The 25,694-nt window shown below is 57.9% G+C and carries 24 protein-coding genes; 3 read left to right on the top strand and 21 right to left on the bottom strand.

All coding sequences use genetic code 11. From position 1 onward, the window contains the following. Positions 1-195: 195 nt before the first annotated feature. The 8 genes from ruvB to NTX71_06930 form a co-directional block, all read right to left on the bottom strand. A complete protein-coding gene (gene ruvB / locus NTX71_06895) occupies positions 196-1,218 on the bottom strand; it encodes a Holliday junction branch migration DNA helicase RuvB (protein MCX6339631.1) in 1,023 nt (340 codons plus the stop codon). Further along, complete coding sequence (locus NTX71_06900) at positions 1,211-1,513, bottom strand: hypothetical protein (GenBank protein ID MCX6339632.1); 303 nt, start codon at positions 1,511-1,513, stop codon at positions 1,211-1,213. The genes ruvB and NTX71_06900 overlap by 8 nt, the downstream gene beginning before the upstream one ends. Before the next feature lie 243 nt (positions 1,514-1,756). After that, the gene (gene ruvA / locus NTX71_06905; GenBank protein MCX6339633.1) at positions 1,757-2,347 is read right to left on the bottom strand and encodes a Holliday junction branch migration protein RuvA; all 591 of its coding nucleotides are present in this window, start codon (positions 2,345-2,347) and stop codon (positions 1,757-1,759) included. Positions 2,348-2,539: 192 nt separating this feature from the next. Next, the gene (ruvC, locus tag NTX71_06910; protein ID MCX6339634.1) at positions 2,540-3,010 is read right to left on the bottom strand and encodes a crossover junction endodeoxyribonuclease RuvC; all 471 of its coding nucleotides are present in this window, start codon (positions 3,008-3,010) and stop codon (positions 2,540-2,542) included. A gap of 22 nt (positions 3,011-3,032) precedes the next feature. Beyond that, entirely contained in the window at positions 3,033-3,788 is a 756-nt protein-coding gene (locus tag NTX71_06915) for a YebC/PmpR family DNA-binding transcriptional regulator (GenBank protein MCX6339635.1), read from the bottom strand. 141 nt (positions 3,789-3,929) lie between these two features. Further along, on the bottom strand, positions 3,930-4,895 hold the full coding sequence (locus NTX71_06920) for a 4Fe-4S cluster-binding domain-containing protein (GenBank protein ID MCX6339636.1): 966 nt from the start codon (positions 4,893-4,895) through the stop codon (positions 3,930-3,932). A gap of 91 nt (positions 4,896-4,986) precedes the next feature. Further along, positions 4,987-7,020 carry an elongation factor G gene (gene fusA, locus NTX71_06925; GenBank protein MCX6339637.1) on the bottom strand — a complete coding sequence of 678 codons (2,034 nt, stop codon included), beginning with the start codon at positions 7,018-7,020 and terminating at the stop codon, positions 4,987-4,989. 496 nt (positions 7,021-7,516) lie between these two features. Then, positions 7,517-8,176 carry a hypothetical protein gene (locus NTX71_06930; GenBank protein ID MCX6339638.1) on the bottom strand — a complete coding sequence of 220 codons (660 nt, stop codon included), beginning with the start codon at positions 8,174-8,176 and terminating at the stop codon, positions 7,517-7,519. Positions 8,177-9,531: 1,355 nt separating this feature from the next. Here NTX71_06930 and NTX71_06935 point away from each other — a divergent pair. Continuing rightward, complete coding sequence (locus NTX71_06935; protein ID MCX6339639.1) at positions 9,532-11,916, top strand: YfhO family protein; 2,385 nt, start codon at positions 9,532-9,534, stop codon at positions 11,914-11,916. A gap of 269 nt (positions 11,917-12,185) precedes the next feature. Here NTX71_06935 and ligA read toward each other — a convergent pair whose 3' ends face one another. The 6 genes from ligA to NTX71_06965 all read right to left on the bottom strand — a co-directional run bounded on the left by ligA (position 12,186) and on the right by NTX71_06965 (position 17,893). After that, a complete protein-coding gene (ligA, locus tag NTX71_06940) occupies positions 12,186-14,204 on the bottom strand; it encodes an NAD-dependent DNA ligase LigA (GenBank protein ID MCX6339640.1) in 2,019 nt (672 codons plus the stop codon). Beyond that, positions 14,179-14,553 (bottom strand): VanZ family protein, encoded by a 375-nt coding sequence (locus NTX71_06945; protein MCX6339641.1) that lies wholly within the window; start codon positions 14,551-14,553, stop codon positions 14,179-14,181. The genes ligA and NTX71_06945 overlap by 26 nt, the downstream gene beginning before the upstream one ends. 1 nt (position 14,554) lies before the next feature. After that, positions 14,555-15,277: a metallophosphoesterase family protein gene (locus NTX71_06950; protein ID MCX6339642.1), complete on the bottom strand. Its 723-nt coding sequence runs from the start codon at positions 15,275-15,277 to the stop codon at positions 14,555-14,557. Positions 15,278-15,351: 74 nt separating this feature from the next. Beyond that, positions 15,352-16,440 carry a hypothetical protein gene (locus tag NTX71_06955; GenBank protein MCX6339643.1) on the bottom strand — a complete coding sequence of 363 codons (1,089 nt, stop codon included), beginning with the start codon at positions 16,438-16,440 and terminating at the stop codon, positions 15,352-15,354. A gap of 20 nt (positions 16,441-16,460) precedes the next feature. Further along, complete coding sequence (locus NTX71_06960; protein MCX6339644.1) at positions 16,461-16,949, bottom strand: hypothetical protein; 489 nt, start codon at positions 16,947-16,949, stop codon at positions 16,461-16,463. 197 nt (positions 16,950-17,146) lie between these two features. Then, positions 17,147-17,893, bottom strand: a complete 747-nt coding sequence (locus NTX71_06965) for a glycosyltransferase family 2 protein (protein MCX6339645.1) — start codon at positions 17,891-17,893, stop codon at positions 17,147-17,149. Between the two features lie 149 nt (positions 17,894-18,042). On the opposite strand from NTX71_06965, the gene NTX71_06970 reads away from it, so the two are divergent. Further along, positions 18,043-18,453, top strand: a complete 411-nt coding sequence (locus NTX71_06970) for a PilZ domain-containing protein (protein MCX6339646.1) — start codon at positions 18,043-18,045, stop codon at positions 18,451-18,453. A gap of 258 nt (positions 18,454-18,711) precedes the next feature. Further along, the gene (locus NTX71_06975) at positions 18,712-18,888 is read left to right on the top strand and encodes a hypothetical protein (GenBank protein MCX6339647.1); all 177 of its coding nucleotides are present in this window, start codon (positions 18,712-18,714) and stop codon (positions 18,886-18,888) included. Positions 18,889-18,930: 42 nt separating this feature from the next. Here NTX71_06975 and budA read toward each other — a convergent pair whose 3' ends face one another. The 7 genes from budA to NTX71_07010 all read right to left on the bottom strand — a co-directional run bounded on the left by budA (position 18,931) and on the right by NTX71_07010 (position 25,630). Then, entirely contained in the window at positions 18,931-19,728 is a 798-nt protein-coding gene (gene budA, locus NTX71_06980) for an acetolactate decarboxylase (GenBank protein MCX6339648.1), read from the bottom strand. Positions 19,729-19,761: 33 nt separating this feature from the next. Beyond that, positions 19,762-20,256: an O-acetyl-ADP-ribose deacetylase gene (locus tag NTX71_06985; GenBank protein MCX6339649.1), complete on the bottom strand. Its 495-nt coding sequence runs from the start codon at positions 20,254-20,256 to the stop codon at positions 19,762-19,764. A gap of 13 nt (positions 20,257-20,269) precedes the next feature. Next, positions 20,270-20,689 carry a secondary thiamine-phosphate synthase enzyme YjbQ gene (locus NTX71_06990; GenBank protein MCX6339650.1) on the bottom strand — a complete coding sequence of 140 codons (420 nt, stop codon included), beginning with the start codon at positions 20,687-20,689 and terminating at the stop codon, positions 20,270-20,272. A 12-nt stretch (positions 20,690-20,701) separates the two neighbouring features. Further along, positions 20,702-21,796: a DUF362 domain-containing protein gene (locus NTX71_06995; GenBank protein MCX6339651.1), complete on the bottom strand. Its 1,095-nt coding sequence runs from the start codon at positions 21,794-21,796 to the stop codon at positions 20,702-20,704. Between the two features lie 20 nt (positions 21,797-21,816). Beyond that, positions 21,817-22,629, bottom strand: a complete 813-nt coding sequence (gene murI / locus NTX71_07000) for a glutamate racemase (protein ID MCX6339652.1) — start codon at positions 22,627-22,629, stop codon at positions 21,817-21,819. Between the two features lie 146 nt (positions 22,630-22,775). After that, complete coding sequence (locus NTX71_07005) at positions 22,776-23,303, bottom strand: methyltransferase domain-containing protein (GenBank protein ID MCX6339653.1); 528 nt, start codon at positions 23,301-23,303, stop codon at positions 22,776-22,778. A 53-nt stretch (positions 23,304-23,356) separates the two neighbouring features. Beyond that, positions 23,357-25,630 carry a hypothetical protein gene (locus NTX71_07010; GenBank protein ID MCX6339654.1) on the bottom strand — a complete coding sequence of 758 codons (2,274 nt, stop codon included), beginning with the start codon at positions 25,628-25,630 and terminating at the stop codon, positions 23,357-23,359. Positions 25,631-25,694 lie beyond the last annotated feature (64 nt).

The following is a 25,694-nucleotide window of genomic DNA, read 5'->3' on the forward strand; positions in this document are numbered from 1 at the left end:
GGGAGCAGTCTGTGTATATACGCCATCTGCGTGCCTTTTCGGACTACAGATCCTTTCCATCACATCTGCTACAAGGATGGAGGCTTGTTTTCGGCTGCTAAAATGTTTTTTGCAACCTTACTCGCCGATTTCGGGTTTAATAATATAACCCCCATAATTGATCCATGATATTCCACCCCGTCGGTGGAATGTGCCTCAGAACATCTCGCCCTGGGATGGGCGGTCTTTCCCCTTCACGCCGAACTGCGCGTATGCCTTATCTGTCGCCATGCGCCCCTGAGACGTCCGCTTGAGGTATCCCTGCTGGATCAGGTAGGGCTCATACACCTCCTCGAGCGTACCCGCCTCCTCCCCCACGGCAACCGCAAGGCTCCCGATCCCCACGGGGCCGCCGCTGAAATGATGGATGATCGTTCTGATGAGCCGCTTATCCATCTCATCCAGACCATGCTCGTCCACATCGAGCATCGCGAGCGCCGCATCAGCCACCTCGGGCGTGATCCTGTTCCCCGCCTTCACCTGGGCGTAGTCACGGACGCGGCGCAGGAGATTGTTACCGATGCGGGGAGTCCCGCGCGAGCGGCGGGCGACCTCCGCCGCGCCCTCCTTCGTGATCTCGACGTTCAGGATTCGGGCGCTCCTGAGAATGATCTGCTCCAGGTCCGTCACCGAATAGTAGTCCAGCCGGACCGCCATCCCAAAGCGCGAGCGGAGGGGGGCGCTGAGCAGGCCGCTCCTCGTCGTGGCGCCGATGAGCGTGAAGCGGGCCAGGTTGAGGCGGACGCTCCGCGCGTTCGGCCCCTGGTCGATGATGATATCCAGCGTGAAGTCCTCCATCGCGGGGTAGAGGTATTCCTCAATTACTTTACTCAAGCGGTGTATCTCGTCGATGAAGATGATATCGCCCTGCTCAAGATTGGTGAGGAGGCCCGCGAGGTCGCCCGCCTTCTCGATCACCGGCCCCGAGGTCGCCTTGATATTCGCTCCCATCGCTTTCGCGATGATATAGGCGAGCGTCGTCTTCCCCAGCCCCGGCGGCCCGGAAAAGAGCGTGTGCTCGAGCGCCTCGCCACGCTCGCGCGCGGCACGTATAAAAATCCCAAGGCGCTCCTTGATTTTCTCCTGGCCGATGAAATCGTTGAAGTCGGCAGGCCGCAAGGTGAGGTCAAGCTGGACGTCTTTTTCGTGCAGCGCCTTCTGAATGAACTGCTCAGCCATTGTCTCCGTGCTCCCCGGGTGTGATCGCACGACCATTATCCATATCCGCGCCGCGCGCATCCTGCGCAATGCCCTCGATCAGTTCCCGCGCCTCGCCCGCCTGCGCATCAGGGACCAGCACGTGGTAGAGGGAACAGGGCGTGGGCTGGTACATGGCCAGGTGCGGCCCTGACGCAAATGCCCCGAACGGATCGCGCGCGCGCACGATCGCCGTCAGCCCTTCGGCCGACAGTATATTTCGCACCATCTCCGCCATGGAGAGGTATTTATGAGTGTACACCACCACCGGTTCCATCAGTGCTCCCTCACTCGCCAGATAGGCACGAACTTCCAAATCCAAACCTCAAACTTCAAAACAAATTCCAACTTCCAACATCAAAATCCCAATCCAGCATAACCTGATCATCGGCTGCGCATGAATATGTCCTTTCTGATTTTGGATTTGGGTTTTGTTTCGGATTTTGAAGTTTGCGGTTTTGATTTCCTGTAATGCTTCTTGAGTTATATTGCATATCATACATCTGCTCAGTGCTCTGCCTCACGCCGGTTTCAGCGCCTCGCGGATGAGCTTCTCCACGTCCCCCGGCGTGCCTATCCTCTGCAGCGCCGCGTGGATCGCCTTCTGCGCTTCTGAGTGCGTGTAGCCGAGCGAAATGAGGGCGCGCACGGCGTCGTCTATCACCCGGTCATGGGGAGACACCCCAGGTCTTCCCGCGACGGCCTCCAGTCTTCCGATCTTATCCTTCAGCTCGACGATGAGGCGCTCGGCCTTCTTCCTCCCTATCCCGGGCACCACGGCGAGCATGTGAGCGCTGCCCTGGCTCACCGCCGCGCAAAAATTCTGGGGAGAGATGCCGCTCAAAATGCTCATCGCAATCTTCGGGCCGATCCCCGAAACCCCCAGCAGCAGCCGGAAGAGGCTCCGCTCCTCCTCCGTCATGAAGCCATAGAGCACCATCCCGTCTTCCCTGACGTGGAGGTGCGTGAGTATCGTGATGCGCTCACCCTTCTTCGGCAAGCGGTCGAAGCTGCTCAGCGGTATCACCAGCTCATAACCGACGCCGTTCACTCCGACGACGATGCCGGTCGGCTGAGCCCCGAGGAGTTCCCCATGCAAAAACGTTATCATGTCACCTTTAACGTGTAACCACAGATAAACACGGATGAACACTGATGAACACAGATCGAAAAACAACTACATCCTTAAGGTCTAATAAGGCGTACGGCACATTGTCTCCTTTGCACTTCCAACTTTACACTTTCAACCGTCGTAAGTATCTGTGTGTATCTGTGTTCATCTGTGGTTAAAATTGCTTATTCCTTACCGCGTGGTATGCGCATGGCAGACGGCGAGCGCGAGGGCATCGGCGGCATCAGCGGGACGCGGTTCCTCGCGCATGTTCAGGATCTGCTTCACCATGAATTGGACCTGCTGCTTCTGGGCGCCGCCCCTGCCGAGCACTGCCTGCTTCACCCGGCGGGGGGCGTACTCAAACACCTCAACGCCCTTCTCCGCGGCGACCAGGATGGCGATCCCCCGCGCCTCTCCCAGCTTGAGTGCGGCCTTCACATTCTTGCAGAAAAAGAGCCCCTCCACCGCCATCTGGTCAGGTGTGTACGACTCGAATACTTTTTTAAGCTCACGATATATCTTTAAAAATCTATCGGGGAGGGGAGTGCCGCTGCGGTTGTGGATGCAGCCCCCTCCCACGTAGGAGAGCCGGGATCCCTTCCTCTCTATGATCCCGTAGCCTGTCACCAGTGTTCCGGGATCCACGCCGATAATTCTCACGTCGCTTCGCTCCATTGCAGTCCTACTGCTTCTCCACCTCCTCGAGTATCTCATCGGGAATATCAAAATTCGAAGAGACGCTCTGCACGTCATCGTGATCTTCGAGCTCCCCCATCAGCTCGAGGAGCTGGTGCGCCTCTTTCCCGGCCACCCGGATGGTGCTCTTGGGCACGAGCGAGATCTCGGCGACGGAGTATTTAATCCCTTTCCCATCGAGCGCGCGCTTCACCCCCTCGAGCTTGTCGGGAACCGTGTAGATCTCGAAGACATCCTTCTCCTCAGCGCTGAAATCCTCCGCGCCCGCTTCAAGGGCGATCGAGAAGAGCTTTTCCTCATCGATCACCTTTTTGTCCACCGTGATCATCCCCTTCTTAATAAAGTTCCAGGCGACGGAACCCGCCCCTCCCATATGCCCGTTCTTCTTGTCAAAGATATTGCGGATTTCCGAGGCGGTGCGGTTTTTATTGTCAGAGAGGCAATTTACCATGATCGCCACTCCACCCGGACCGTACCCCTCGTAGGCGACCTCCTCGTAGCTCACGCCAGGCAGCTCGCCGGTCCCTTTTTTGATCGCCTTCTCGACATTGTCGGAAGGCATATTGACCGCCTTCGCATTGAGGATGACCGCGCGCAGGCGGGGATTGCTGTCGGGGTCGCCGCCGCCGGCCCGCGCCGCCACGGAGATCTCGCGCACGATCTTTGAGAATATCTGCCCCCGCTTCGCGTCGAGCGCGCCCTTCTTGTGTTTGATGCTCGCCCATTTTGAATGTCCGCTCATAATCGCCTTCCTCCAGTTTGGTGAAAGATCTCTTGATCCTCCAGAATTTTAGCCCATTTCACGCGCCCACAGAAGCAGAATTACGCATCAGCTCTGTGCTGCTCTCTATCACCAGAAACCAGTAACCCAAAACTGCTTTTGTCACACATTGCCCTCCATCGCCGCTCCTACAAACTGCTCCTCCCCCTCTGCATGGGACCACTCCTGAATCCATCCGTTTTCCAACCCGTACATCGCGAGGGCGTCGACCCCCTCGGAAAACTCATCCTCGGTCACCGGCCGCCCCAGCAAGGCATCGCGGGAGGCACGATGGCACGGTGTGTACTGGCTCATCAGGCTCACCGCCGCCCGGGGAGAAATCTCCTGAGCTATGAACCGAAAGATCTCGGGCGTGCCGCTCAGGTCATTGGGGAGGACGAGATGCCTGATGATCAATCCCTTCCTGGCAATACCAGACTCATCAGTCGCGAGCCCGCCAACCTGCTCCCACATCTCACGGATGGCGGCTCGGTTGATCACGGGGTAGTCACGGGCGCCGGAATATCTGGCCGCTCTATCAGGTGAATTATACCGCATATCGGCAAGGTAGATATCCACGCAGCCGTCGAGGATGCGGAGTGTTTCGAGTGACTCGTACCCGCTCGTATTGTAAACGATGGGGAGATCAAAACCCTCACCCGCCGCGAGGGCGAGGGCGGAGAGGATCTGCGGCAAAAAATGCGACGGGGTGACCCAGTTGACGTTGTGGCACCCCTGCTGTTTCAGCGCGAGGAACATCAGGGCGAGCTCCTCTGACGACACCTCGGCGCCTTCTCCCTCCTGGCTGAATTTATAATTTTGGCAATAGGCGCAGCGCATCGTGCAGCCGCTCAAAAATACCGTACCCGAACCGCCCGATCCCGTGAGGGGCGGCTCTTCGCCGAAATGCGGCCCGTACCGGAAGACCTTCGCGGCCACGCCAGACCGGCAGAACCCCTTCTCCCCCCTCGCCCGCACCGCTCCGCACCCGCGAGGGCAGAGGCGGCAGGGAGACTGGAGCTCGCGGGCGTGTTCGAGACGGTGCGCGAGTTCACCCGAGCGATGGAGATTCAGGTAGGAAGGGATCACGTTGCTTCGCTCCATTGCAGATTGCAGATTGGAAATTTCAAATTTGCACTTTCCAATTTACAATTTACAATTCGGCATCCGAAGGATGCCGTTACTTCTCTTCCTTCTTCGCCTGGAACTGGGCGACAATTCTGGGGATCAGCGCGGAGGGAAGCTCCTCATAGGAGGAGAACTCCATTTCAAACGTGCCGCGCCCGCCGGTGAGCGACCGGAGCTCCGTGCAGTAGCGGAGCATCTCGGCGAGGGGGACCTGCGCCTTGATCTTCTGAAGTTCACCGATCTGCTCCATCCCCATGATGCGCCCGCGCTTGCTGTTCAGGTCCCCGGTAATCGCGCCCATGTACTCAGCGGGGACGGTCACCTCGAGATTATAGATCGGCTCGAGGAGGATAGGCCGCGCCTTGGCCATCCCGTCCTTGAACGCCTTCGACCCCGCGAGCTCGAACGCCATGTTGGACGAGTCGACGTCGTGAAAGGACCCGTCGTAGCAGCTGACGCGGAAGTCCACGACCGGGAAGCCCGCGACGACCCCGGCCCCCGTCGCCCCCCGCACCCCCTTCTCGATCGCGGGGAGGAAACTCTTCGGGATCGTTCCGCCGACGATGTCGTCCACGAACTCGAACCCGCTCCCCCTCCCCATCGGCTCGACCTTGAGGAACACCTCGGCGTACTGGCCGCGGCCGCCGGTCTGCTTCTTGTGCCGCTCGTGCCCCTCGGCGGGTATCATAATGGTTTCCTTGTAGGGGACGGCGGGCGTGCGCAGGTCAACCTCCACCCCGAACTTGTTCTTCAGCCTCTGGACCGCCGTCTCGATGTGCAGGTCGCCCATCCCCGTCAGGATAAACTCCTTCGTCTCGCTGTTCCGGACTGCCTTGAGCGTCGGATCGTCCTGCGTGATCCGGTGGAGGCCGGTGGCAATTTTCTCCTCCTCTCCGCGCTTCTTCGAGTAGACCGCGAATGAAATCACCGGCTTCGGCAGCCAGAGCGGAGGGAACTCGACCGGTCGGCCCTCCGCCGTGAGGCTGTTGCCCACCAATGTATTCTTGAGTTTCGCGACGGCGATGATATCCCCGGGGCCGCCCTCTTCGACGGAGATCTGTTCCTTCCCCTTGATCAGGTAGAGGTGCCCGAAGCGCTCGCTCTTCTGGACGGAGGCGTTATAGAAGGATGTGTTCGACTGGATCGTGCCGGAATAGATCCTGAAATAGGTCAATTGTCCCACGAACGGGTCCGTGACGCTCTTGAACACCAGGGCGCTGAAGGGTTCCTGCGGCGCTGGTTTGATGACGGCCTCACCGACCTTGATCTCCCCACTGTCAGCGGGCGAGGGGAGCAGCGTGCAGATGGTGTCGAGGAGCTCCCGAATCCCGGTTTCTTTTTCAGCAGAAACGCAGAGCACGGGGACAAGGGAGCCGGCCTGTACCGCCCTCCGCAGAGCAGGGGCCAGTTCCTCCGGCGAGAGGCTGCCCGCCTCGAGGTACTTCTCGAGGAGCGAGTCGTCTGTTTCCGCCGCCGCCTCCACCAGTTTTTCCTTGATCTTGGCTGCCATTGCCTTCGCGTCGGCATCGAGCGCCTCCGCGCCTTTTCCTGAAAGCAAATCCGCGACGCCGCTGAGGGCGCTCTGCTTCCCGACGGGGAAGAAGAGGGGGACGCACTTCTCTCCAAAATTGTGCCTGATGAATTCCAGGCATCTCCCGTAGTCCGCGTTTTCCTTATCAAGCCTGCTGATCACGATCATCCGCGGCAGGCGGTGCACATCGGCGAATTTCCAGACGCGCATGGTGCCGACATCGACGCCGGACACCGCGTCAACCACCACCAGCGCCGCGTCGGCGACGCGCAGGCTGCACGCCACGTCCCCGATAAAATCCGCGTACCCGGGCGTGTCGATGATGAAGATACTGTGTTCCTTCCACGTGCAGTGGAGCGGGTGCGACTGGATGCTGATCTTGCGCGACCGCTCCTCGTCGCTCGTGTCCCCAATGGATGATCCAGCGTCAACCCTGCCATGGCGATCATGCGCCCCGCTGAGAAACATCATCGCATCCAGGAGGCTCGTTTTTCCGCACCCCCCGTGGCCGATGAGCGTGATCGTCCTGACCTTTTCTACTGGAACTCCCTTCATGAGTAATGTCCTTTCTTTGCTTCTGTCCTGGAATAGCGCAACAATGCCATAGCCGACACATAACTTGTCGGCTACAGAGGTGCTGCAGTCTCCAGCGCGAGAAAGCCGTACTATATCAGGAAAAAAGTGGATGGACAAGAGGAAACGGAGCGGCAGCTAATGAAGGGAGGAGAACTTCTGGAACAGGATGCACGCAGATAAACGCAGATTACTCACCAGAAACCAGGAACCACAGAGAGCACAGAGGACACAGAGATTGACGTGTGACACAGATTCACACAGATAGACACAGATGAACACAGATTATTCAGTGGTAAAAAGATCATCATGCAGTTTGAAAAACTTTCTCAAATAAAAAAGTTTTACACACTTGTAATACAGAGTGGACGCGGGTATGTTAAAAGAGCAATCCGCGCAAATCCGCGGCTGTAAATCTACGCTGGCCTTATATAAACGTAGGGCTAGGAACGACGGACCCCGAGCGATGAGCGGTGTCTTATTGCACCGTGAGCGTTTCTCGATCAACCCCATCCACATAGACAAGATTGTTGACAGAGGTCGTCTGCGTCGCGTCCACCGCGCCTCCCTCGAGGTAGTATGTGCCTTTGGCAAGGGCTGAGAAGTTCGCCGCGAGGGCCAGGTAATTGTAAATCGCCTTGCCGACTGTGAGCGGCTTGTTCCCGAGATACCCGGCGGGGCCTCTCACAAATCCCTTCCCACGCACGTAGTAGAGCGTCCTCCCGTTCGGCAGGATGACCCTGATGAACGGATAGCATTTTATCGAGATCGGCTGCACATTCGCCCTCACCTCGATCCGGTCTTTTGTCGAGAAGACATTCTTGTTCGGAGTGAGATCGATTACGGGGGTCGGCGTGGCTGTTGGCGTCGGGGTCATGGTCGGCGTCGGCGTGGGGGGAATGAAACGGTTCGCATAGACGCGGCCGTTATTCGACGGATCTCTCTGTGTAAATACCGCGATGGCGTTGCCCTCTGCATCAGAGGCGATATGCGGATTCGCTGCTTCTTTACCCGTCGCCGCATCTATTATCGCGGCGGTGCCCCAGCCGGAACCAGGCGTGTAGTATGCCGCATAGACTCGAGAATATGATCCGTCGCTCTGTTTGAATACAGCCAGGGCGTTGCCATACGCATCCATGGCCACCTGCGGGACATCTGCATTTGCTCCTGTCCCCGCATCTATCACCACCGCCCCTGTCCAGCTTGAGCTTTGAAAGCGGTTGGCGTAAATACGATTGGCCGCGCCAACAATCTGTATAAAAACCGCGATTGCGCTTCCATCCGCACTGTATGCAATTTGAGGATAAGATGAATATCCTGCCGAGGGATCGTCTATCCTTTCAAATCCCCCCCAACTCGAGCTGTCAAAGCGGCTCGCGTATACGTGGTATGCATAGGGGAGGGTATCGCTATCTCTTTGCCAGAAAACTGCGATAAACTCATCGTTCGGACCAGCCGCTATCTGGGGATCAAACGCATAACCCTTGCTTCCGTCACTTAGCTGTGCAGGGGGCGTTATCCAACCCCCTCCAGCAACATAACGTGTCGCATTGATTTGCTGTACCGCTCCGTGAAGCTGTTCAAATACTGCGACAGCATTACCGCTTGAATTCATTGCCAGTTGAGGCTTATATGCTAAACCCCAGGTGGAATTGTCTATCTGGACCTGAGGAGCAGGCCAGCTCGAACTTCCCGCATCATAGCGCCTCCCGTACATACGATCTGCAGAAATTGGACCATAGGAGAATACTGCAAGCGCATTACCGCTCGCATCAAGGGCGGCATGCGGGGACAATGCCTCCGTACCACCGGCATTCGCATCAATAATGCTCGCTCTGGTCCATGTCCATCCGGACACATAGTAATTCGCACAGGCGTGGTAATTACCCAATGCTGTGCTCTCTACAAACACGGCCATGGCATTGCCGTTCTGACCTATCGATATCCCGGGGGTGTTTGTAGATCCTCCCAGGTTGCTATCTACCGCCACAGGCGTACTCCAGCCTGAGCCGGGAACATAGTGATTCACGTAGATACGATTCCCCGCTCCGTTCCAATCACGAAAGATTGCTATGGCGCTACCGTTCGGTCCCATCGAGATCTGCGGTAAATTAAAAGGATCACCCGACCCTGGATCAATAGGCTGGGCGCCTTCCCAGACCTGACACATTCCGCTGCCTGTGAGGATAATCATCGCAACAGCTGCCAATAAAAACCCTTGCATCTTCATAGCCGTTCCTCCTCTCTTGTGAGGTTATATTATCGCTATACACAATCATTATACCGAGTATAGTTAACAATTCCCAGACATTACGATTATATTCCACAGCGAAATGAGCACGTCAATCACAACATGATATGCAGAGCGCTCTATCCGCCCCTAATACATTCGCATTGACAGAGATGCCTCTCGTGTTATCCTAATTTCATATCACACTATCACCAATGAAAATTTGCCGAACCGATTTATTTTCTCTAGGGGCACTGCTGATCTTGCAGGCACTCCTCTTCCCGCCCGCCACCTTCACCTCCTCGAACCTGCTGGTTTCAAAATACAGCGACGTAATCACGCAGCATCTCCCCCACCAGCTCTTCATCAGGCAATCGCTCTTTCAGGATAAGCGCCTCCCTCTCTGGAATCCCCATGAATGCGCGGGGACTCCCGCCTTTCCGAACCCGCTCTATCTCACATTCGCCTTTCCGCACCTGCTGCTGATCTGGCTTACTCCCCCCCTGGCAATGAATGTTGGATTCTTTCTACATATCTTTCTTGCCGGCGCATTGACTTATGCGTTCGCGCGGCAGATCGGCTGCGCCCGCACCGCGTCGCTCTTCGCCGCACTCGTTTTTTCACTCGGCGCAAGGAGCCTCTCCCAGGTTCAGGCGGGGGCATATCCCAATGTGGTCTATCTTGCTTACATTCCGCTCTTTTTTATTTGCGCCGAACGATGCATCACCAGCCCCGACCGGCGCGCGTCATTGACCATGGCGGCATGCATGACGCTCGCACTGCTGACGGGCGAAATACAGATGTATATCTACTCAGTACTATTGGTAATTCTCTTTTCGCTGCTAAGATGCCGTTGCACCCCCGATCAGATGAGGGCAGTCACTTCACCCGGGAAGGCACTTCGCTCCGTTCTTGTCGGAATGATCCTCTCTCTCCCGCTCTCCGCATTCTATATCATCCCCGCATGCCATCTCTACCCACTGCTCACGCGATCACTGCCTCTCGGCAAAGCCCAGTTCTCCCTGATGCCGGCCCTGTCAAACCTGAGTCTTCTGCTCAATCCGTACCTTCTCAGCGATTTCACCCCTTCCACTGAGCTCCCGTGGGAATCCGCTCTCTACGTCGGCCTCGCGCCGCTCATGGTCATTGCATGGATGCTTTTCCAAAAATCATCACGCCGCGACCTCCGCCTCTGGGGCTCGCTCACCGTCGTCACGCTGCTCTTTTCCCTCCGGGAGCTGAAACCACTCCACCTCCTCTTGAACATGATCTTCCCCGCGATCACACCGTTCCGCAACCCCGGGCGCATGCTCTTCTTCTTCCCCTTTTTTGCCGCACTGCTCGCGGGGCGGGGGCTGCACGTTTTCTCCTTCTCCCATTCACCGGGTGAAGGGAGCCGTGCCGCCCGATTCTGGCTCTGCGTTTTACTCATCGCCATTATTATGCTGTGCAGTGCATTTGCGCGGCTCTCCCGAGAAGACATAGGCACCCTCATGCACAACTATTGCCAACGATTCTCCAGCTTCTTCGGGAGCGGGCAGCTCGGCATCCTCGATATGCACACGCTGCGGCGAGAGGCATCTTCTTTCAAAACGGCCATGCTCAGCTCGCTGGTGTTCCAATCTATGATTATGACGGTGCTTTCTGCCCTCTTCATCCTCAGGGATAACCGGAGGATACCACTCCATATATTCAGCATTTTCCTGCTCGCGGCTGCATACGCCGATCTTTTTTACTTCGGGCAACAGTATCTCGAGGTCCACCCCATGGAGGAAATCTACCCCCCTTCCATGCTTTACCGGTCTCTCGAACGGGCAGGGCATACGTCCCGGCTTCTCGATATGTCCGCGCGGCCCGTAGCGCCCTTCTGGACAGCCCTCCCGTTCTTCCAGAGCACAGGCCTTGGCGTGTCCCGTGTCGACGGATATACGCCCGTCAATCTCACGTCGTATGTGCGTTATATTGATCTGCTGCGCGGCCGATCAAAGACAGCCTGGCCGAGGTGGGGCATCACGGTCCCCTCCATCCAGCATCCATCGCTCCTCTCTCTTCTGAATACGGACTTCTTAATTTCTGAATCACCGCGTGCGCTGACGTCGCTCACGCTCGTCGAGGAGTTCAGGGATGTGCCGGTGTACAGGCAGTTTCTCGGAGCCGGAGTCCTTCCCCGCCTTTTCCTGTACCGCAACACCGATTCCTTTCCCAATGCATGGCTCGTCCCCGATGCCGAGGTCTGCGAATCTCCGGAAGAAGACCGACGGATGACCACTCTCGATTTCCGCCAGGAGGTCCTTCTCCCGCGCGGTTCGCGACCACTCAACGGGGGGGAACCGTACCGCGCTGTTCCGATTTCTCGCCACGGGCCTGACCTGATCAGCATGGAGATGGAAACGCGCCGACCCTCCTACCTGTGCCTGAGCGAGATCTGGGCTCCCGGATGGAGGGCGACAGACAATGGGGCGAGCGTGGAAGTGGCAAGGATCAATACGACTTTCCGGGGCATCTACCTGGAGCCGGGGAAGCACTCCGTGCGCCTGAACTATCGGCCGCCGGGGATTGGCGTGGGGCTTGTGGTATCCGCCACGACTGCGGTCGTACTTATCGCAGTTGCTCTGAGTGCAAAAAAGAGGAGGTTAGGTTCAGTATAAAAATAAGCCGCGGATTATTGCCGATTGGCGCGGGTTGTCCCCGAGCAGCAATAGTTCACCATAGTACATCCCCGCGTAATGAGTTGGTTATGCGGGGTGCATATTTGTAGGGGTTCGATCCTTCGGCTGCGCTCAGGACAAGTTTTATCGAATTCGGGCCCTTACGGGCAAGCGCGATACCTGCCCGGCTCCAGACGGGAATCGCGCCCCTACACCACAACATACTGCACTTTCCCCCATAAGTGACCCAGTACATCCTCGTTTGGCTTTTACTTCTTCTTCAGCAATTTGGCGAACTCTCCCTCAGTCAGTATGGCCACGCCGAGCCCCTTCGCCTTCTCGTACTTGGAACCGGGATCGGCGCCGGCGACGACGTAGCCTGTCTTTGCGCTGATGCTTCCCGAGGCGCGGCCGCCGGCGTCCTCGACGAGCTTTTCGGCTTCCTCCCTGCTGAATTTCTCCAGGGTTCCCGTGAACACAAACGTCTTCCCGTCCAGTGCACCCGTCGCCGGCTTCTTTACCGTAGCGTAGCGCACGCCGCCCTTCATAAGCCTTTCGATGGCCGCTGTGTTCTCCTTCTGGCGGAAGAAGGTCGCGATGCTCTGGGCGATCTGCGGGCCTATTTCCCTGGTGGCCATGAGATCTTCCTCGCCAGCCTTCTCAAGCTTATCCAGGGAGCCGAATGTCTTTGCCAGAACTTTCGCGACGTGCTCGCCGACGTGCCTGATGCCAAGGCCGAAGATGAGCCGCTCGAGCGTCGTGTCGCGGCTCGTGTCAATAGCCTCGAGGAGATTGGTTGCCGACTTCTCCGCCATGCGCTCGAGCGAGAGGATGTCCTCCTTCGTGAGATAGTACAGGTCCGCGACGCTCTTCACCGTGCCCGTGTCCACAAGCTGCTCGATCAGCTTTTCCCCGAGACCGTCAATATCCATCGCCCGGCGTGAGGCGAAGTGCCGGATATTCTCCTTGAGCTGCGCCGGGCATGAGATGCCCGTGCAGCGCGCTACCGCCTCCCCCTCAAGCCTCACCACATCCGCGCCGCACACGGGGCACTTCTTCGGCAGCGTATACCGTTTCGCGCCGGCAGGCCGTTTGCCCGCGATCATCTTGACCACCTCGGGGATCACGTCCCCGGCGCGCTGCACGACGACCGTGTCACCCACCCGCACGTCCTTTCGGTCCACCTCATCCTGGTTGTGGAGCGTCGCCCGTTTCACCTCGACGCCGCCGATGCGCACGGGCTCCATGATCGCCACGGGCGTCAGCGCGCCCGTCCGTCCCACCTGCGCGACGATATCCAGGATCAGCGTCGTCTCCTGCTTGGGGGGGAACTTATAGGCGACCGCCCAGCGCGGGCTGCGGCTGATGATGCCGAGCCTCTCCTGCAGGGCGAAACTGTTCACCTTGACCACCACGCCGTCAATCTCGTAGGGGAGTTTTTCCCTGACGGGCAGCATCTCGGCGCAGTAGTCGATCGCCTCCTCTATGCCACAGCACTTCCGGACGTGGCCATTCACCCTCAGGCCCCACTTCGGCAGCTGCTGGAGGAAATCCCACTGGCTCTCGAACCTCCACCCCTCTACCTTCCCGAGCGCGTAGATGAAAACATTGAGGGGGCGCCCCGCGGTGATTGACGGGTCGAGCTGCCGGAGCGAGCCGGCGGCAGCGTTGCGGGGATTCGCGAAAAGCGGCTCGCCCCGCTTCTCCCTCTTTCTGTTCAACGCCTCAAAGTTTTTGATATCCATGTAGACCTCGCCGCGCACCTCGAGCCGGCGGGGCAGATCCGCACCCTTCCCCCTGAGCCTGAGCGGCAACGCGCGGATAGTCTTCAGGTTGGTCGTCACATCCTCGCCGGTGACGCCATCGCCCCTTGTCGATCCCACCACAAACATCCCCTTTTCATAGACGAGCTCGATCCCCAATCCGTCGAATTTCGGCTCAGCCACATACTCAACGCGCTCATCCTCCGCACGCCTGAGAAAACGCTTGACCTTTCTGTCGAATTCCCTCGTCTCGTTCTCGCCCGTCGAATTACTGAGGCTGAGCATCGGGGTACTGTGCCGCACCTGGGCGAACTCATCGAGCGGCGCCGCTCCCACCCGCTGCGTGGGCGAGGTGGGCGTCCTGAACTCAGGGAATTGCTCCTCCAGATCCGTCAGAAGGCGCATGAGGTCGTCGTACTGCGCGTCGGATATCTCGGGGTCGTCGAGCACGTAGTAGCGCCAGTTGTGGTGCTCGATCGCCGCCCTCAGTTTTTCTATCTCACGCTTGGCGTTTTCTCTGTCCATCGGATCCTTTCGCGAGAAACACCGCACACACAGCACCCGCGCAGTTTGCGAGAAAATCGAGAAGGCTGCACTCGCGGTATGGAATACACCACTGGTACAGCTCAAGCGCCGCGCCATAGGGCACCACGATCAGGAGCGTCAATACGGCAGCCTGCCAGGCGATGCGCATCTTCGACGAGTGTATGAACGCCTTGTACACCATGGCCGCCAGAAGGGCGAACTCGAGAAAATGCAGCAGCTTGTCCTCGTGTGGGAACAACGCGCACACCCGGGGCTGGAGCGGCGCGGATGACGCGATGAGGATCGCCAGCGCCCACAAGAACGCGAGCAGTGCGTAGGGTCGTGCCATGTCAGCGTCCTACCCCCAGGCGGAGCGCCAGGAATCTCGGCAGGCCTGCCGAAATGATCTTATCCTGGGCCTTTTTCACATCATAGGCCACCCGCCTGATCTCAAACCTCATTTTCGCCGCATCGTATATTCCATAGCTCGCCCGTTGGTCCCCGTCCCTCGGCTGTCCCACGCTCCCCACATTGATAATGTACCGGGCGTCCTTCTCCACGGCCATGTCGCGCGCGCGATAACAGCTGATTGAGCCTCTCTCCTGAAAGATGACGGGCACGTGTGAATGGCCGATAAAGCACAGTTTGGCCGTGAGGAGTTCAAAGCATCGTTGGGCAGACATGAGATCAATAACGTACCCCCACTCTTTTGGACTGGAGAGCGAAGAATGTACGATCGCGAAACCGTCATAACCCCTCGTAACCGGAAGATGTTTGAGGTAGGCCGTGTCATCCCCGCTCAGTCTCCTCGCGGTCCAGGTGACGGCCTCTTTCGCGTATTCGTTAAAGTAGTCCAGGGGCGTGTCGCCCACTGCGGCAGAATCATGGTTCCCCAGAACAGTCTCGATCCCGCGAGACCGCAGCTCCGCGATACACTTCTCCGGCTCCGCCCCATAGCCCACTACATCCCCCAGGCAAAGATAGCGGTCCGCGCCCGCGCGCTCAATGTCGGCGAAGACCGCGCTCAGCGCGTCGGTATTGCCGTGGATATCGCCAAATATGGCGTAGCGCATCGCACTGACCTATTCTTTCTATCGCTCTGCAGCCAGGAATGTGCCACGCATTAGTTATATCAAATGCGCACGCGCTATGGAACGTGAGACATGAACTCCCGCACTCGCTGGCTGATCTCCCCGGGGCTAAATAAGAAATAGGGAAATTCCCGCTCGGCCAGGTGATCCAGGAGGAATGTCCCGCTCGCCGCAGCATAGGGGGGCGGGCTCTCTTTGAAAAACCGCTCGATGATCCTGTCCTGGATCCACTCGTAGTTCCAGCCGCCCACGCCATGGATGAAGAAGTCAAACCTGTACAATCGCAGGAAGAGCGTGAGCGCCGCCGCGCGGGGGAGTATGCCGAGATTTTCCGCACCCGACGCACCCACGTCTTTTTTGAAGCACCTCGCCCGCACGCCCTCGTGAACAACCCAGAAGGGGAGCTCTTCTTCCCGGAGCTTGGGGAACGGGAAATTCCTGTAGCGGAACCTGAACTCCTCCCTGTATTCATCAAGCGCGCTGTTAAAAACATCCCTGAATCTTTTTTGATCCACGTAGATCCGCGAGAAAAGATCGCGAAACTCCTTCCCCCCGAGGATGTCCGAGAGAAAATGGCACGGCATCCGCAGCCCGTAATACTCGATGAAGCTCTCCGCGAGTATCTCCCTGAGAAGTTTCCTGCCGGTCTTGGCCATGATAATTTCTTTGAACGTCAAAAAGTTGGGAAGGCATTTTTCAAATCCCCCCTGCGATACCTTCCGGAGCGCCGCCTCAATCCTGCCGAGGAACTCACCACATGAGTCTTCCGAGGGCGCTGGGTAATCGTACAGCAGCCGATCCGTCGTGATGAACTCCACAACCCCGGGCGCGGCTTCGCCGCTCCACGGGCGCGCCGCATCACGAGGGGCGCGCCAATCGCGGCCGGGGGGGCGCGGCGAAACACAACCCGGGACCTTCGCCCCTATACGCACCCGCTCCGTATCCAGAAAGACGATCTCCTTTTTGCCGCGGGGCGCAGCTTCAAGGGCGAGGAATTTAACGGCTATCCCGGGGTGAAAAAAATAAGGCTGGTGGGCCACTCCAATTCTGTGTGATTCCGAGACCCGTCCGAAAAATCCCTCCGGCTCAGGCAGAAAAATAATCTCGCCATTGTTATACGGTGGTTTGAGCAGTCTCTTTTTCATTAAAAAGGGGACAGGCTACTTTATACTTTGCAACACTTTCCCTTACAAGGTCTTCCGAGCGGCCTAAGCGTGGATTGCAATCTGAATCGCCTGGCCATCTGCTTTTGCCACAACGGCGCTCCAAACGGCGCCTGGCGATTCACGCTGCCGCGGAGTTTGTTCAGTTCGCCTCCTGTCATCGGCGTATCAACAAATCTCCCCCACTCGCCAGGCAATTTGACAGGCGGTTCGTCCGTAAGACAGCGTGGCTGCTCTCCGATTGTCTCCTGATGAGAAGACCACGGCCATTCCCTCGCTGATCGCACAAGGCCCGCGCGCACGGGGTTGCCTTCGACATATCTAAGTACTACAATGAGATGATTGTCTTCTTCAATTAAAAAGCTTTTGAACCGTCCCTGCCATATGTGGCCGCTGGATCCATAGTGCTTGTGATACCGTCTCACGTGGCTGGTCATGAGCCATTGCATGAATTTGCTCAAGGCCTCGCGCACCGACTGCCTCACAACCATATGAAAGTGCGTCGGCATCACGCAATAGGCAAAGAGCTTGATCGGAAACTTTTTTTAGCCTCCTTCATTAGATTGATGAATGCTTTGTAATCTTGTTCCTTGTGAAAAATCTCCTGTCCCGCATTTCCACGGTTCAAGACACGATACACAATGCCTTCACCTAACCCTCTGGCAATACGTGGCATCGGATTATCCTTTCATAATAAAGTAGCCTGTCCCCTTTTCCGGGATATGACATCAAGATAGTAGAGGAGTCTCCGCCGTGGATCATCCAGGCCGTCGAGAAAGGCTCGCTGGGGATTCACATAGATTGCCTCAACGGGTATCTCCCTGAAGGGCGTTTTGGTCCTCACCAGCTCGATGAGAATCTCCAGTCCCAGCCCGTAGCCGCGCTCCCCCAGGCGCACCTTCTTCAAAAATGAATCCCTGTATCCCCTGAAGCCGCAGAATGGATCAGTGCACATCACCGAAAATAGTTCCCTCATCAACCCCGCGACGTACCTGTTGATGATGAACCTCTCGGGGGGCGCATCCGCGCGCGCCGCCCCTCTCATGTAGCGGGAGCCGAGCACCACCTCATGTTCCACCAGCATGCTCAAGAAAACCGCGATCTCCCTGGGATCATGTTGCAGGTCCGCATCGAGGGTGACTATGTTCTCGTAATCATTCTTGAGCGCGCACGCAAAGCCGCTGCGCAGCGCCGACCCGTAGCCAATTCTCTCGGGATGCCTGAGCAGGAGCGTCCGGTAATCGCACATCCGGCGAAGGATCCGCCCCGAACCGTCGGTTGAGCCGTCATCGACAAAGAGCACGGCCCCGTCATAATGCGCTCTCAATCGCGCATAAAACTTCTCCAGAAACTCGCGCTCGTTATATACCGGGCACAGCACCAAGCTTTTCCCATTCATCGCGTCGCCATGATCCATCCGGCATGATTGGTCCATTCATTTATATCATAACCATGCTCCCGTTCAACCTGAGAATGGATCACACGGAGTCTGCTCGCTTCTTTAATTTTATATGTTTTTTCGGTCAAATGTTGGTAGACTATACCCAGGCGTTCGCGATTCCGCGCAGAGAAGGAGATCAGGCAATGGGGGCGAACGAAGTTGAGGGGCAGGCTCGGAGGAAGTTCGAGCGGCTCACGACCGATCTCCCCGCAACGCTCACCGTCGTTGGGGGGGATGCCGCCGGGGGCGGTGTGATATCTCTTGAGGGGAGGGTCCTCAACCTGAGCATGGACGGGGCGAGCATCGAGACCTACCGCTCTCAGGAGAGCGAGTTCCTCCGCGGCACGCAGCGCGTCACCGTCGAGATCGCGCTCCCGGCTCATTCGGAACCGCTCAGGTTTAGCGGCGAGGCGGTGTGGAGCACGGAAATCGCTGATCCGATGAAGCAGATGACCACACTGCGTTTCGGCGTTAAAATCCTGAAGGTCTCACCCCGGCACTCGGCATGGCTCGCATCATATATCAAAAAAGAACTCGAAGAAGCCTCTTCCTGATCTGACACTCACTCACCTCATCCTCTCAATACTGCCCCCTCGCAACTTGCATGATATGGATGTTCTCTGGGGATCGCGTTTATCACATTCGGATACATCATCCTCCCGGCAACTGTACGTAATGAAAATTAAATTATTCTCTGGATTTTACAAAGGCCCTGTCGTAGAATGGCCTTCAGAAGAACCCGGAGAATCTCTTGCGTGAGAGAATCTCGAGCGGGGCAGTCACGAGCAACACACATATGAAGGGAGGGTACCATGGCTGATGTGCTCGTAGTGGCAAGTAAGGTGAAGGCGTACATCAAACAGAAGGGATGCAACACATCCGCGGAGAGCATCGAGGAGCTCAGCAAGCGCGTCCAGATGATTCTCGACATGGCGATCAAGCGCACGGGCGCGAATGGCCGCAAGACCGTGAAGGCGCAGGATCTTTAATACGCGAAGCCGTTGGGTATGCAAGCGAGGTGATGGATCCCATCACCTCGCTTTTTTATCTTTCGCTTTTCCCGCGCGCTCCGCCGGCGATTGCGCATCCCTCCCAAGCCGCGCACGATAGAACTCGCCGCTGTGCGGCAACACCATGTGGAACTCTGAAGCACCGTCAATCGCGACCCGCGCATCCTCCAGCCGGCACTCGAGCACGTGCCCGCCCGCCCTCCTGTCCCTAGTGATAAAATGGAAATGGTAGGCGGGAACATTGATCCCCTTCATATACCCAGGGCAGCGCAACCCCACCAGCGTGCCTTCCGCGTTGTTGAACTCAAACGTGCGCTGCTTCTTGACCGCCTCGTCGAGCGGTGGATACGGCTTATCCTGGGCGGGAACGCTCCTCGTTTTGACATACGTAAAGCTCCCCTCTGCCCTGACCGCATAGAAAATATTCTCGGTTGGCAGAAGAGCGTCCAGGGCCCGCTCCAGCCCGTTGAGATCCAGTCTGCCCTTCAGGACGGCCGTTCTGTCGGGTCTGAAGAATATCATGGCAGCAAATGGCACCTTCGCGTTGTCATCAGGAATGTGGACACTCCCATCCGCGCATACCTGGTAGACGGTGCCATCGGTAACTACCATCTCCCCGTCGAGGCGATCGAAGGTCCCTATGCCGAAATCACCGTGCTCCTTCAACTCCCCGCAGGTGATCTCACCATCGTAGAGCCCCTGAAGCAATGCATCAATTGTGGACACCTGGTACACGACATCCGTGCGACGCGGAGGGCGGGCGCAACCGCAGAGCGCCTCCGAAACCATTAGTACATAGAGGATGAAATAGCGTTTCATGTTCACTTTAAACTTTGCACGTTCAACTTTCTACTATAGTTCCTTCCGCAGCCGCTGATATACCTGGAGATCGCGTTCAGAAAAACAGAGGTATCGGATTTCGTCAAAGTCCTTTTCATGTTTCCTCCCCGCGGCGAGGGCGATCCTCGTCGCCTCTTCTATGGGATAGCTGTAAACGCCTGTGCTGATGGCGGGGAAGGCTATGGTTCTCAAACCATTTTCCCTCGCGAGGGAAAAGCTGTTTTCATATGCAGACCTTAAAAGGGCGGGCTCGCCCGCGCCGCCGCCGCGCCACACCGGCCCGACCGCGTGAATGATCTTCTTCGCCTTCAGCCTCCCCGCATTCGTCACCACCGCGCGCCCCGTGGGGCATCCGCCTATCCGGCGGCACTCCTCCAGCACCGTCGGCCCCGCAGCCCGATGGATCGCCCCGTCAACCCCGCCGCCGCCGCACAGGCCTGAGTTCGCCGCGTTCACAATAACATCAACTTCCTCGCTCGTAATATCCCCCAGCTTTATCGTGATCATCGCTGAATCCTCCCTACTCCCCTATGATCTTCACCAGCACCCTCTTTCTGCGCTGGCCGTCGAACTCCCCATAGAGAATCTGCTCCCAGGGGCCGAAATCGAGTTTCCCTCCGCTCACCGCCACCACGACCTCACGACCCATGATGGTCCTCTTCAGGTGAGCGGAGGCATTGTCTTCCCCGGTCATATTGTGGCGGTAGTGGGACACAGGCTCGTGCGGCGCGATTTTTTCGAGCCACCTCTCAAAATCTCTGTGGAGACCATCCTCGTCATCATTGATGAATACACTCGAGGTGATGTGCATTGCGTTCACAAGGCATAGCCCTTCCCTGATGCCGCTCCTCTCAAGACACTCCTCAACTCGCGTGGTGATATTGATAAATTCCCTCTTGTTTTTTGTATTGAACCATAGGTGTTCGGTGAAATATTTCATACCTCTGCCCCATCATGCACGCGTGTCCTGTCCCCACAGCTTCTGGACCGCGTAGGTAGGATGGCGCTTGAACTGTCTCGCGACACCGGAGACCGGCTCGCCCCTCAGCCCTTCCAGGCTGTAATCGCCCCACCCTTCCCTATGCAGATAATACAGGTACCCGATCTCCCTGGGATCGAATCCCATGAGCCGCGCGCCGACGCCGTCCGCTTTCAGGGCGTCCGCCGAAGCCACGGCGGCCCTCAGCTCAACCCGCTCCCCGTCAACGGGACCGTCTCCCTCCATCCCCTCCCACGCGTCAATCACCACGAGGTCCGGCCACGTGTGCCTCGTGACGCTCACGACGTTATGATGGATCACCCGCACCGCCTCCAGGTACGCGACCGAGTGCCTGAGGAGCGCGTTCACGACCCATGGGGCCCTGCGCCTCGTCCGGGCGATCCACGCGGTGGGGATCAGGCTGAAGAGCGAGGGCGCACGCGGAGCGCTCGGCGTTCGGAGGCCGTGAATCATAGATTTGTCACGCTGCCACAGCAGCCCCATCATATTTTTTATTCCGAGCGTGGCGATCGCATAGTTGTGCGTCTTCGGGAGGTTGATCGAAATCTTGTAATCGAAATCGCGCACGATGGCCGCGAGCCCCACCCGCTCCCTGCCGGCGATTGAACGGACCTCAATCTCAATGAACTCAGGGCAATCCTCAAGCGCGATGAGCTTGAGATTGGGATACTCCCGCGCCAGCTCCCGGTAGCCGAACGCCGCAAACACATCATGCGTTGAACAGTGCTCGTAGTAGGCGCTCCCGCTCCCCTCCAGGATAGTGAATGTCTTCTCTGGAAAATCATCCATGTAGGCTGCGCAGAAATCGAGGAGCCCGCGGACGGAGTCGGCGTGGGTGTTCGCGTGCCACACCCTCGTCGCCGTGAGATTCGGCTTGATGAGTATGTTCTTTTTTGACCTGAGGGGGGCAAGGTCATCCCTGATCAGGTGGAGCGCGCGCCGCACATTCTCACGCCTGTCATCGCCTCTCACCAGCGCAACCGATTTCATCACTGCGTTCCGTGCCTGCCCCGCCGACCGGGCATATCCGTTGGCCCCCAGCGCCACGCCCTCAGCGCCGACCGGTATCAGCGCGAGGGCGCCTCGCCTGTCTCTTCAGCGGGTACCACCGTCACCTCATCTATTTCCTCTCTCATGAAGAGCCGACCGATCTCCTTGAACCGCTCCGGCATGTCGCTCACATAATAGCTCACCCGTCCACCCGCCAGGCCTCGGCCCCGCGGGGCCATCTCATCGCGCACGGCCTCCGCGCAGCACCTGCCCGAGTCAACGAGCGACACCCTGTCTCCCATCACGAGCCGTATCGTCTCCCGGAGCACGGGATAGTGCGTGCAGCCGAGGATGAGCACGTCGATCCCTTCCTTCTTGAGCGGGAGGAGGTATTCCCTCGCGATCTCAACCGTTGCCGGCCTGTCCAGCCAGCCCTCCTCTGCCAGAGGCACGAAGAGCGGGCATGGTCTGCTGTACACCCTCACGGCATCGGCGAGCTCACGTATCTCTCGCTCATAGGCCCCGCTCCTGACGGTGGCATGCGTGCCGATGACCCCTATCTTCCCCACGCGGGTGAGCGAGACCGCCTTCCGCGCCCCGGGGGTGATGACATCATAGATGCGCACGCGGTGCTCGCGCCTGAGCGTGCCGAGCGCGAGCGCTGAGGAGGTATTGCACGCCACGATGATCATCTTGACGTTCTGAGAGATGAGGAAGCGGCAATTCTCCATCGAAAAACGTATGACCGCTTCCGGAGACTTGCTGCCGTAGGGCACCCGCGCGGTGTCGCCGAAATAGACGATATTCTCCCCGGGGAGGAGCCTGCGAAGCTGCCTCGCCACCGTGAGGCCTCCCAGCCCTGAATCAAAAACGCCGATCGGTTGTTTCATTTTTCGTTTCAACCACTGAAGACACTGAGATGTTACAGAAATGACAACTACCAAAGCACAAATGACAAATATCAAGTTTTGTCATTAGAATTTTGTCATTTGTCATTAATTGTTCCAGTGTATTCAGTGCCCTCTGCGGTTAAAAATCACTTAGGTGCGCGCGGCGGTTCAGCCGTGTTCTTCGTGCAGACGAAGCAAAACGCCGGAGGGATATTTCGGGGTTCGAAACCTACCTTCACCTTATCGAAAATTCTGCGGAGCGTCTTCAGCAGGTAGAGAGAGTATTGATACGCGATAAATTTTCCCCCCGGCCTGAGGGCGCTGAGGGTTTCCTTGAGAATGCGCTCGCGCACCGGGGCGGGCAATGTGGTAAACGGGAGCCCGGAGAAGATATAATCCGCGTCCTCAAACCCGTGTTTATTGAGATACACCCTGACTTTTTCCGCGCTGTCGTTGATGAGCACAAGGCGCGGGTGAGCGTGATCCCTCTCCAGCAATTCGTAGAACTCCTCGTTTATCTCAAACGCGAACAGGGTCGCCTCCGGGGGAAGCTCCTCGAGGATCTTTCTCGTAAGACACGCGGTCCCCGGCCCGAATTCAACCACGCAGTTGCAGCGGGACAGAACCGCCGCGCCCACGAGACGCCGGCAGAGCCAGCGGCTGCTGGGAGTCACTGATCCCACCTGGCGCGGGTGCCTGATAAAATTCCACAGAAAGTGCGCGGGGCTCAACGGTGCTCGCCCTCCTTTTCAAGAACAACATTCACCGCATAGCTCACCTCGCCCGGCCTGACCGGGATGGTTACCAGCTTCTCCGCGTAACCCTCCGCGCTCAAACGATAGGCCACCCGGGCTGGCAGCGCGGGGTCTACTACCCTGCCCTCGCTGAAATAGACTCCGGTCATACCGTTCCATTGCGGCCTGCCGGGCGACACGTTCCAGGATGCCGCGCCATCCGCCCCCCTCCTTCCGGTTGCCTCCTCGATCCTGAGCGGCGGCATGATCAATTTGCCGTCTTTCAGATACACCACCTTTTCCCCGGGCGCGAAATATGCGTCCGGATTTTCGTGCGGATTAACTCCGCCCGCGAAAACTCTCATGAGCGTTCCAAAGCGCCGTATCCGGTAATGGTCCGGCTGCATCTGCGGATTAAGCGCTCCATTGAGAAATGAGACCACGTAGCGATATGTGGGATGATCCCGCGTATCAACGCGGCATATACTGAAATGCGCGTAGTCGGTATATCTCGCGCGGGCCCCTTTATAACCGATATCTTCTCCCGATTGTATCAGGTAGATGTGGTTGAGATTGGCGCTGTAGCTCTTGACCAGGCCGTCATCCTCCTCACTCTGGAGCGAGCCGAAAATTCTTGCAAGGCCGTCAACCAAAATAATTTTCCATACCTCTCCGAGCTTGACAAAACCCTCTTTATGAGCGAGCGACCGGATCTTGGCCGGATCTCCGATGATGCAGAGCACGGGGATTTCCCCTGCGCGGAGCCGCTCCACGACCCCCTCATCAGGCCGGGAGGCATCGGGGAGGAAACGGACGAGCGCGGGGGGATCAAACGGACACTCCGTATCGAGCCTCCAGAATGAATTGAGGTTCACGGCGCTCCCGATTTGATTTTCCCTCACCTGGATATCGCCATAGCCGGGAACACCGCCGCGGAACAGGGGGAGCTTTTTGCGGAAGAGATGCTCTCCGGGGATAAACCGGTCGCCCGCAATGTTCGCGATCTCGCTCCCTGAAAGGGAGCCCGCCACCGAGGTGAAGCTCTTCACCGCCTGGCGGAACTTTCCACCCGCGTAGGATTTCACGAGCGCGGCTGCCACCTCCTGCGGAACCGCACGGTCAACGCCCTCCAGAAGCTGATCCACCGCGTAATTCATGTACTTGAGGCCGAGCACCGCGCCGAAGCTGTGACCGATCAGATGGACGCTCTCGACATGCTCGTTTTTGAGGACATCTTTTATAAAACCGTCGAGCTCCTTTTTAAAACCCTCCACACTCTTGGAATCCTCCACCGTGTCATATGAGAAGACGTACACCTTGAAGTACTTGCCCCCGAGGTCGGGATTGACCGTATCCTCACGGGCGAGCAGTTCCGGGAATTTTCCCCATGAGCCTCTCGTCTCACTCAGCCCGTGCACGAACACCACCACCTCCTTGACCCGCCCATCCGCTCCCCTCTTCCGGTCCAGCGCGCTTTCTTCCTCAACGAGGCGGTGGTACTCGTCAAGATTCCTGGCCCTGTAGAAGGCATTCACCTCCCCCGCGGGGGGAAGATCGTTCGTGACATACTCCTCTTTGAGGCGTCCAAAGGCGAACTCTGCGCGCCTGCGGGCGAGCCTTCGCTCGCGCGCTTCAGCCCCGGGGCGCGCCATGAGCTCCAGGTACTCGCGGTCGCGTTCCAGAAAGTCTTTTCGAAAACGATCCGAACGGGATTTCTGGAATGGATACTTGTTGATGTAGCGGGTCCAGGTATACGGCCACCCCACATAGTAGCGGTGGACCTGCTGGAATATGCTGCGGAGCTTTTCAAGATTTTCAATCGAGGGGCGCCGTTTGTAATCATACGCGACAGTCGCCTGCTCCCCGGTCCCCTGTTTTTCCTTGACCTCAATCTGCTCCTCGAGGCCGTTCACTCTGACGCACAAGCGGTTGAAATAGATCTTGAAGGGGTCGCGCACTCTATCGCACAACTGCTTCTCCTCAACAGTCGCGAAGCCGCTCTTCCGGCGGGCGCACTCGCGGCAAAGGTCCTGTATCTCAAAATAGCGGCGCTGGAGCTCGGGCTCCGTCCACGGGTCATCGATCGCCTCGGCCCATACCCGCTCAGCCTCCGAGAGGCTGTGGTCGAGGACGCGCAGCCGATCGGCGGCATCAGGCTGGGCGCGCCTGCCCGCTGAGGCGCACCCCGTCAAGAGCAGCGCCAGCGCGAGCGCCAGGAGATTATTCATCTTCACGATTTTTGAATTATAGCACAACGGTTTCCACATCGGGCTCCAATTTTGCGCGTGGGCGGAAAATGGCCCGTGACCCTCTCTCCGCAATCCTGTACAA

This window comes from Candidatus Auribacterota bacterium (genome assembly GCA_026392035.1).
Classification (GTDB): Bacteria; Auribacterota; Tritonobacteria; order UBA1439; family UBA1439; genus JAPLCX01.

Excerpts from the sequence above, each read along its gene's own strand:
- ruvB (MCX6339631.1), bottom strand. The coding sequence starts at position 1,218 with ATGGCTGAGCAGTTCATTCAGAAGGCGCTGCACGAAAAAGACGTCCAG.
- NTX71_06900 (MCX6339632.1), bottom strand. The coding sequence starts at position 1,513 with ATGGAACCGGTGGTGGTGTACACTCATAAATACCTCTCCATGGCGGAG.
- ruvA (MCX6339633.1), bottom strand. The coding sequence starts at position 2,347 with ATGATAACGTTTTTGCATGGGGAACTCCTCGGGGCTCAGCCGACCGGC.
- NTX71_06915 (MCX6339635.1), bottom strand. The coding sequence starts at position 3,788 with ATGAGCGGACATTCAAAATGGGCGAGCATCAAACACAAGAAGGGCGCG.
- fusA (MCX6339637.1), bottom strand. The coding sequence starts at position 7,020 with ATGAAGGGAGTTCCAGTAGAAAAGGTCAGGACGATCACGCTCATCGGC.
- NTX71_06930 (MCX6339638.1), bottom strand. The coding sequence starts at position 8,176 with ATGGATGCGTATGGCAACGCCCTGGCTGTATTCAAACAGAGCGACGGA.
- ligA (MCX6339640.1), bottom strand. The coding sequence starts at position 14,204 with ATGGACAGAGAAAACGCCAAGCGTGAGATAGAAAAACTGAGGGCGGCG.
- NTX71_06945 (MCX6339641.1), bottom strand. The coding sequence starts at position 14,553 with ATGGCACGACCCTACGCACTGCTCGCGTTCTTGTGGGCGCTGGCGATC.
- NTX71_06950 (MCX6339642.1), bottom strand. The coding sequence starts at position 15,277 with ATGCGCTACGCCATATTTGGCGATATCCACGGCAATACCGACGCGCTG.
- NTX71_06955 (MCX6339643.1), bottom strand. The coding sequence starts at position 16,440 with ATGAAAAAGAGACTGCTCAAACCACCGTATAACAATGGCGAGATTATT.
- NTX71_06960 (MCX6339644.1), bottom strand. The coding sequence starts at position 16,949 with ATGGTTGTGAGGCAGTCGGTGCGCGAGGCCTTGAGCAAATTCATGCAA.
- NTX71_06965 (MCX6339645.1), bottom strand. The coding sequence starts at position 17,893 with ATGGACCAATCATGCCGGATGGATCATGGCGACGCGATGAATGGGAAA.
- NTX71_06970 (MCX6339646.1), top strand. The coding sequence starts at position 18,043 with ATGGGGGCGAACGAAGTTGAGGGGCAGGCTCGGAGGAAGTTCGAGCGG.
- NTX71_06975 (MCX6339647.1), top strand. The coding sequence starts at position 18,712 with ATGGCTGATGTGCTCGTAGTGGCAAGTAAGGTGAAGGCGTACATCAAA.
- budA (MCX6339648.1), bottom strand. The coding sequence starts at position 19,728 with ATGAAACGCTATTTCATCCTCTATGTACTAATGGTTTCGGAGGCGCTC.
- NTX71_06985 (MCX6339649.1), bottom strand. The coding sequence starts at position 20,256 with ATGATCACGATAAAGCTGGGGGATATTACGAGCGAGGAAGTTGATGTT.
- NTX71_06990 (MCX6339650.1), bottom strand. The coding sequence starts at position 20,689 with ATGAAATATTTCACCGAACACCTATGGTTCAATACAAAAAACAAGAGG.
- murI (MCX6339652.1), bottom strand. The coding sequence starts at position 22,629 with ATGAAACAACCGATCGGCGTTTTTGATTCAGGGCTGGGAGGCCTCACG.
- NTX71_07010 (MCX6339654.1), bottom strand. The coding sequence starts at position 25,630 with ATGTGGAAACCGTTGTGCTATAATTCAAAAATCGTGAAGATGAATAAT.